The organism is Bacillus sp. 05T22, from assembly GCF_056396765.1.
This window is the reverse complement of the sequence record NZ_JBFTMC010000051.1, coordinates 20166-27548: the sequence shown is the minus strand read 5'-3', so window position 1 is coordinate 27548 and position 7383 is coordinate 20166. Positions and strand designations below refer to the sequence as shown.

5 protein-coding genes, 4 tRNA genes and 1 pseudogene are annotated in these 7383 nt (G+C 37.8%); all 10 read right to left on the bottom strand.

The features are described 5' to 3' along the window. Positions 1-265 (bottom strand): annotated as a pseudogene (locus AC1DIT_RS16140) (cell wall metabolism sensor histidine kinase WalK); the annotation flags it as partial. A gap of 3 nt (positions 266-268) precedes the next feature. Next, complete coding sequence (gene walR / locus AC1DIT_RS16135) at positions 269-976, bottom strand: cell wall metabolism DNA-binding response regulator WalR (protein ID WP_000971870.1); 708 nt, start codon at positions 974-976, stop codon at positions 269-271. A gap of 285 nt (positions 977-1261) precedes the next feature. Beyond that, positions 1262-1334 (bottom strand) — tRNA-Phe (locus AC1DIT_RS16130). 42 nt (positions 1335-1376) lie between these two features. Continuing rightward, positions 1377-1452: transfer RNA gene (locus AC1DIT_RS16125), tRNA-Asp, on the bottom strand. A 21-nt stretch (positions 1453-1473) separates the two neighbouring features. After that, positions 1474-1545: transfer RNA gene (locus tag AC1DIT_RS16120), tRNA-Glu, on the bottom strand. Between the two features lie 13 nt (positions 1546-1558). Continuing rightward, positions 1559-1634, bottom strand: a tRNA-Lys gene (locus AC1DIT_RS16115). A gap of 152 nt (positions 1635-1786) precedes the next feature. After that, positions 1787-3076 (bottom strand): adenylosuccinate synthase, encoded by a 1290-nt coding sequence (locus AC1DIT_RS16110; protein ID WP_476998285.1) that lies wholly within the window; start codon positions 3074-3076, stop codon positions 1787-1789. A gap of 215 nt (positions 3077-3291) precedes the next feature. Beyond that, entirely contained in the window at positions 3292-4653 is a 1362-nt protein-coding gene (gene dnaB, locus AC1DIT_RS16105) for a replicative DNA helicase (RefSeq protein WP_016112815.1), read from the bottom strand. 27 nt (positions 4654-4680) lie between these two features. Further along, on the bottom strand, positions 4681-5127 hold the full coding sequence (gene rplI, locus AC1DIT_RS16100; protein WP_016112816.1) for a 50S ribosomal protein L9: 447 nt from the start codon (positions 5125-5127) through the stop codon (positions 4681-4683). After that, positions 5124-7097, bottom strand: a complete 1974-nt coding sequence (locus AC1DIT_RS16095) for a DHH family phosphoesterase (protein ID WP_476998284.1) — start codon at positions 7095-7097, stop codon at positions 5124-5126. The genes rplI and AC1DIT_RS16095 overlap by 4 nt, the downstream gene beginning before the upstream one ends. Positions 7098-7383: the final 286 nt, after the last annotated feature.

Here is a 7383-nt window from a genome sequence, read left to right as displayed (position 1 = left end):
CTGATGCAAAGTCAGTAATTGATGTTTTAATCGCATTTTCTAAAGGGGGATCTGTTTTTTCACGCTCTTTTGCAAACTCTTGCTTCAAATTATAAGACAGTAAATTCGTTTGTTGTGTTAATGAATCCTTAAAACTTTGTACGAGACTCTTCTCAAGTTCACGAACAAAATATACACCAATAACCTGCATTGCTATCAAAATTAATAGCATATAGATGAGCACAAACTTTAAATGAATCGATTGAAAAAAACCAACTTTCTTCATATACTATTCCTGCTCTGGATCACGCAAGTAATACCCCACCCCACGTCTTGTTACAATTAAAGTTGGGTGACTTGGGTTATCTTCAATTTTTTCACGTAAACGGCGTACTGTTACATCTACTGTACGTACATCTCCAAAATAATCGTAGCCCCAAACCGTTTGTAATAAATGCTCACGCGTCATAACTTGTCCTAAATGCTTCGCCAAATAATGAAGTAATTCAAATTCACGATGTGTAAGTTCAATGCTTTCTTCTCTTTTCGTTACACTGTACGCATTTGGATTAATCACAATTGGCCCAATAACCATTTCTGTATTTTCTTCTTTTTCAGCTGAGCCACCTTGTTGATGACGACGCAAGTTTGCTTTTACACGTGCTAATAATTCACGCGTACTAAATGGTTTTGTTACATAATCATCTGCTCCAAGCTCTAATCCCAATACTTTATCGATTTCAGAATCTTTTGCAGTTAGCATAATGATTGGCATTTCAGAGCTTTTTCGTATTTCACGACAAACCTCTAACCCATCTTTCCCTGGTAACATAATATCCAATAAAACCATATCTGGTTGTTCCTCATTTGCCTTCTCAATAGCTTCGTCACCATCATGCGCCATCACAATTTCAAAACCTTCTTTTTCTAAGTTAAATTTCAAAATATCTGCAATCGGTTTCTCATCATCAACGACTAAGATTTTCTTTCCCATCATTATTTGTTTCCTCCTAATAAAAATATGGTCAATCATCCTCAAACGTGCACAGCTATCTGTATAGCGTATAATCAAACATTCACAGCCTTTGTTTRAGTATTTTCTCCTCTATTCTCATAGAATCACGTATGATCCACATATAAGTGGAACACTATACAATCTATAGAAAAACCTCTAGCTTCAACTGCTAGAGGCTCCTCATTCTATTGTAAAATAACTACTCTCATTTGTAAAATTGAACAATATAAAAAGGATATTAAGTGGGCCCACTTAATATCCTGAGAGTGGCTCGGGACGGAATCGAACCGCCGACACGAGGATTTTCAGTCCTCTGCTCTACCGACTGAGCTACCGAGCCAAAACATATATATAAAACCACTAATGGTGGTATAAACAAAAGTGGCGGTCCCGACCGGGGTCGAACCGGCGATCTCCTGCGTGACAGGCAGGCATGTTAACCACTACACCACGGGACCACAAAACATATATAAAAGACATGACCCGTACGGGATTCGAACCCGTGTTACCGCCGTGAAAGGGCGGTGTCTTAACCACTTGACCAACGGGCCACGAAAAATAAAATGGTGAGCCATGAAGGACTCGAACCTTCGACCCTCTGATTAAAAGTCAGATGCTCTACCAACTGAGCTAATGGCTCATACTCACCAACGTCATATTTTCGTGACGACAAGAGTTATCATAACATAATGGCTTTTGTTTTTGCAATACCTTTTTATATTTTTTTATACAAGATAAGAAAAAACTCATGTTTACATGAGTTTTTTCTTAAATAAACCAATTTTATATCAATTAACCACCGTATACGTYACGAACGATGTTTGTTTGATTACGATCTGGACCAACAGAGAACATAGATAATTGGATACCTGTTAATTGAGACACACGCTCTACATAATGTCTTGCATTTTCAGGAAGTTCAGCTAATGTTTTTACACCTGTAATATCTTCTGTCCAGCCTGGAAGTTCTTCATATACTGGTTCACATTTTGCTAAAATGTTTAAGTTTGCTGGAACTTCATCCAGAACTTCTCCATTATATTTATATGCGATACAGATTTTCACAGTTGGAATACCTGTTAATACGTCGATAGAATTTAAAGATAAATCTGTTAAACCACTAACGCGGCGTGCGTGTCTTACAACAACACTATCAAACCAACCTACGCGACGTGGACGACCAGTTGTTGTACCATATTCACGACCAACTTCACGAATTTGATGACCAGTTTCATCATGAAGTTCAGTAGGGAATGGACCGTCACCAACACGGCTTGTATATGCTTTACATACACCTACTACACGATTGATTTTAGAAGGACCAACTCCAGAACCGATTGTTACACCACCAGCAACTGGGTTAGAAGATGTAACGAATGGATACGTACCTTGATCAATATCAAGCATTACGCCTTGTGCACCTTCAAATAATACGCGGCGTCCTTCATCTAACGCATCATTTAATACAACAGATGTATCGCATACGTGTTGCGCGATTCTTTGACCATATTCAAAGTACTCTTCAAAGATTTCATCTGCGTTAAAGCCTTCTGCATCATACATTTTTTCAAATAGACGATTTTTTTCTGCTAAATTGCGTTCAAGCTTTTCTTTAAATGCTTCACGATCTAAAAGATCAGCCATACGAATACCAACGCGAGCAGCTTTATCCATGTATGCTGGACCAATACCTTTTTTCGTTGTACCGATTTTGTTATCACCTTTACGCTCTTCTTCTAACTCATCTTGTTTTAAGTGATAAGGTAAAATAACGTGCGCACGGTTACTAATACGTAAATTATCAGTGCTTACACCACGATCATGTAAGTATTTTAATTCTACAAGTAATGCTTTTGGATCTACTACCATACCGTTTCCGATAACACAAATTTTTTCTTTATAGAAAATACCAGATGGAATTAAGTGTAGTTTATACTTAACACCGCCGAAAACAATTGTATGTCCTGCGTTGTTCCCACCTTGATATCTTGCAACTACTTCCGCATGTTCAGAAAGGAAATCAGTAATTTTACCTTTTCCTTCATCGCCCCACTGTGTTCCTACAACTACTACTGAAGACATTATTCAAGCACCTCCGCAATTTTCAAACGAACTTTTCAAACAATATAATTGTACCAAAATGAAAAGAGAAGTCAATTTAAAAACGAACATTTTTTTATCTTTTATCTTTTTCGTTCGTAAGAATTCTTTATTCACATGATGAAAACCTTATCTTTTGTTCATAAAAAAAGAAACACATCTTATTATAAGAAATGTGTTTCTTTTTTATACTTCCGCTATGCCGGTGGTGCATGTCCATCGTCAAAACGACGCTCTAAGTTTACGAATTTATTAAATTCCTTCACAAATGCGAGCTCTACAGAACCTACCGGGCCATTACGTTGCTTTGCAATGATAATTTCAATCGTGTTTTTATTTTCCGTTTCACGATCATAGTAATCTTCACGATACAAGAACGCCACAATGTCGGCATCCTGCTCAATACTTCCTGATTCACGAATATCAGACATCATCGGACGTTTATCTTGACGGGATTCAACACCACGAGACAGCTGAGATAAGGCAATAACAGGCACTTGTAGCTCACGTGCGATTCCTTTTAATGTACGGGAAATTTCAGATACTTCCTGCTGACGGTTTTCACCAGATTTCCCACTACCTTGAATAAGCTGTAAGTAATCGATTAAAATCATTCCAAGTCCCTGTTCTTGCTTTAATCTGCGGCATTTCGCACGAATTTCACTAACTCGAATTCCCGGCGTATCATCAATATATATTCCAGCATTCGAAAGACTTCCCATCGCCATTGTCAACTTTGCCCAATCATCTGAAGTTAACGAGCCAGTACGAAGCCTTTGTGCATCAATATTTCCTTCTGCACAAAGCATACGCATAACAAGCTGATCAGCACCCATCTCCAAACTAAAAATTGCTACATTTTCATCTGTTTTAGTTGCCACATTCTGCGCGATATTCAGTGAAAATGCCGTTTTTCCCACCGAAGGACGGGCTGCCACAATGATTAAATCGTTACGCTGAAATCCCGCTGTCATCTTATCTAATTCAGTAAACCCAGTTGGTATCCCTGTAACTTCACCTTTTTGATTATGCAAAAGTTCAATTTTATCATAAGCATCTACAAGAACATCCTTAATATTTTGGAATGCTTTTGCATTTGTTTGATGTGATACTTCTAATATTTTTTTCTCCGCTTCATTTAGCAAGCCTTCTACATCATCTTCGCGTTCATAACCATCTGATACAATGTGAGTTGCTGTTCGAATCAAACGACGCAAAAGTGCTTTTTCTGCAATAATACGTGCATAATACTCTACGTTAGCAGCTGTCGGAACAGCTTCCGCTAATTCAGCTAAATAAGAAACACCACCAACTTCTTCTAACAACCCTTGATCAGCAAGCGCTGATGTTGCGGTAACTAAATCAATAGGTTCTCCTTTATCAGATAGCTTAAGCATAACTTCAAAAATCTTTTGGTGTGCTGTTCGATAGAAAGATTCAGGCATTAGCAGTTCTGAAGCTGCAGTTAACGCATCCTGATCAAGAAATATCGCCCCTAAAACCGCTTGCTCAGCCTCTATATTATGCGGAGGGGTACGATCAGCAAATACATCACTCATGCGCAATCCTCCTTGCCTAACTTATTTTTATTGTTCACTAACATGAACTTTTACTGTCGCTGTTACTTGTGGATGTAATTTTACAATTACATTTGTATATCCTAATGTACGAATTGCATCGTCCATTTCAAACTTACGTTTATCAAGCTTAATATTATGTGCTTTTTGCATCGCATCTACAATTTGTTTACTTGTAATAGAACCAAATAAACGACCACCTTCACCAGACTTCGCTTTTAATTCTACAGTTAATTTCTCTAGAGTTTCTTTTAACTCTTTCGCATTCTCAAGTTCAGCCGCTGCATCTTTTTCTTCTTTACGTTTTTGTGCTTCTAACGTTTTCATGCTGCTATTTGTTGCTTCCGCAGCTAATCCTTGTTTTAGTAAGAAGTTATTTGCATAACCATCTGGTACGTTCTTTATTTCTCCTTTTTTCCCTTTACCTTTTACGTCTTTTAGAAAAATTACCTTCATGATTGTGTGCCTCCCTGTAAATAGTCATCAATAACAAATTGAAGTTTATCTTGAGCTTCATCTACTGTTACATTTTTCATTTGTGTAGCTGCATTCGTTAAATGTCCGCCGCCACCTAGATTTTCCATAATTAGTTGCACGTTCACTTCACCTAAAGAACGCCCACTAATCCCGATGAAGCTTTCCCCACGTTTTGCAATGACAAAAGATGCGATTACTCCTGTCATTGTCAGCAACGTATCAGCTGATTGTGCGATTAATACTTGATCATAATATTCATCGCCGTCTACTTTGGCAATTGCAATTCCATTTTTATAAATGTACGCATTTTGAATCGTTTTTGCAACTCGTAAATATTGCCTCATATCTTCTTTTAACAATTCTTGTACAAGAACCGTATCCGCTCCATGCGAACGCAGATAAGAAGCCGCATCAAATGTACGGGCGCCTGTCCGGAATGTAAAGCTTTTCGTATCGACTATAATCCCTGCAAGTAATGCTGTAGCTTCTAACATTGTCATTTTCAAACGTTTCGGCTGATATTCAAGAAGTTCCGTGACAAGTTCAGCTGTCGAAGACGCATATGGCTCCATGTACACAAGAAGAGGATCCTCAATAAATTCCTCACCGCGGCGATGATGATCAATCACAACTACATTTTCAATCTTATGCAAAAGCTTTTCTTCCATCACCATTGATGGTTTGTGCGTATCAACAACGACAAGCAATGAATCGTCTGTTACAAATTCCATAGCCTGCTGTGGTGTAATAAAACGAGACCATAAATCCTCATTTTGCTTTACCTTATCCATTAAACGTTTAATACCCTTATCAGAATCATTCTCGTCTAGTACAATGTACCCTTCACGCTCATTCAACTGTGCTACTTTTAAAATTCCAATGGCCGCCCCAATCGCATCCATATCAGGAGCTCTATGACCCATTATAATAACATTACTGCTCTCTAATACTAAATCTTTTAATGCATGAGAGATAACCCGTGCACGTACACGCGTGCGTTTTTCCACTGGATTTGTCTTGCCACCATAAAATTTCACTTTACCTGTCGCTTGTTTAATCGCAACTTGATCTCCACCTCGCCCTAAAGCAAGATCTAAACCCGATTGTGCCATCGCACCAAGCTCTGATAAAGATAAGTCGCCTGATCCTACGCCAATACTTAATGTAAGTGGAATATTTCGTTTTGATGTTTCTTCACGCACTTGATCTAAAATATCAAACTTTCCTTTCTCCATTTGTGCCAGAATACTTTCATTTAACACAACAAAGRATCTCTCTGAAGAAGCTCGTTTTAAATATGCACCGTATTTGATAGCCCACTCATTTAGACGTGATGTCACAAGACTCGTGATGTTCGTACGCAATTGGTCATCCAAACCTTGTGTAACTTCATCATAGTTGTCCAAATAAATAATCGCGAGAACTGTACGCTGATCCTCATACATTTTTTCAATTTCTGTTTGCTCTGTTACATCGAAGAAATAAATTAACTTTTCTTCTTTCCTTACAAACACACGAAACTTACGATTATTTAAAGATACAATATCATCCGCAGTTTCTCCTTTAATAAAGAGGAGTAATGTTTCTGATACATCATACAAATGCCATCCCGCTAAAGAGTGTTGCCCCAAGCAAGAAGACAAATAAGGATTTGCCCAATCAATTCCATAATCCTTATTGTATAACAAAATACCAATTGGCATTTGATTAAACGCTTCATTACTCACTTTCTTTACTCTTGTAATCATATCCGTTGTATACTTTTCAAAATTCCTCTGAAAGGCTAGCTCAAATCGAATTACAAAAAAGAGAACAATACAAAAAATAAAAAAAGCGGCCATTCCCATTATCCAATGCAAATAACCGAGAATGGTAATAAGCACAAGCATAAAAAAAGCTAATACATAAACAGGATATAAAAACCGCTGTCTCTTATAAAATTCAGGCATGTACCCAACTCCTATAAAGTAAAACTAACACAAATAGGAAATCATTCAATTTCCATTAGCGGTTAGTTGAACAGATTAAAAGCCTCCAAGTTAAGCTCCCATTAAAAGCTTCCGTCACATAATAAACTTTTATATAAATACAAATTGAAAAACCGGCATAAAATCCTTCTTTTTAGGTGGAAGAGCGCCTCCGCCCATGCATAGTAGCGGTCAGATCCTCTCCCCGCCCCATGCCAAGTGAAAACAAAGCGAGATAATGAGTACAGTTTTCATAGCAGTGACTTAT

What these genes read in the sequence shown, in the direction of transcription:
- walR (WP_000971870.1), bottom strand. Translation starts at nt 976, where the DNA reads ATGATGGGAAAGAAAATCTTAGTCGTTGATGATGAGAAACCGATTGCA.
- dnaB (WP_016112815.1), bottom strand. Translation starts at nt 4,653, where the DNA reads ATGAGTGATGTATTTGCTGATCGTACCCCTCCGCATAATATAGAGGCT.
- rplI (WP_016112816.1), bottom strand. Translation starts at nt 5,127, where the DNA reads ATGAAGGTAATTTTTCTAAAAGACGTAAAAGGTAAAGGGAAAAAAGGA.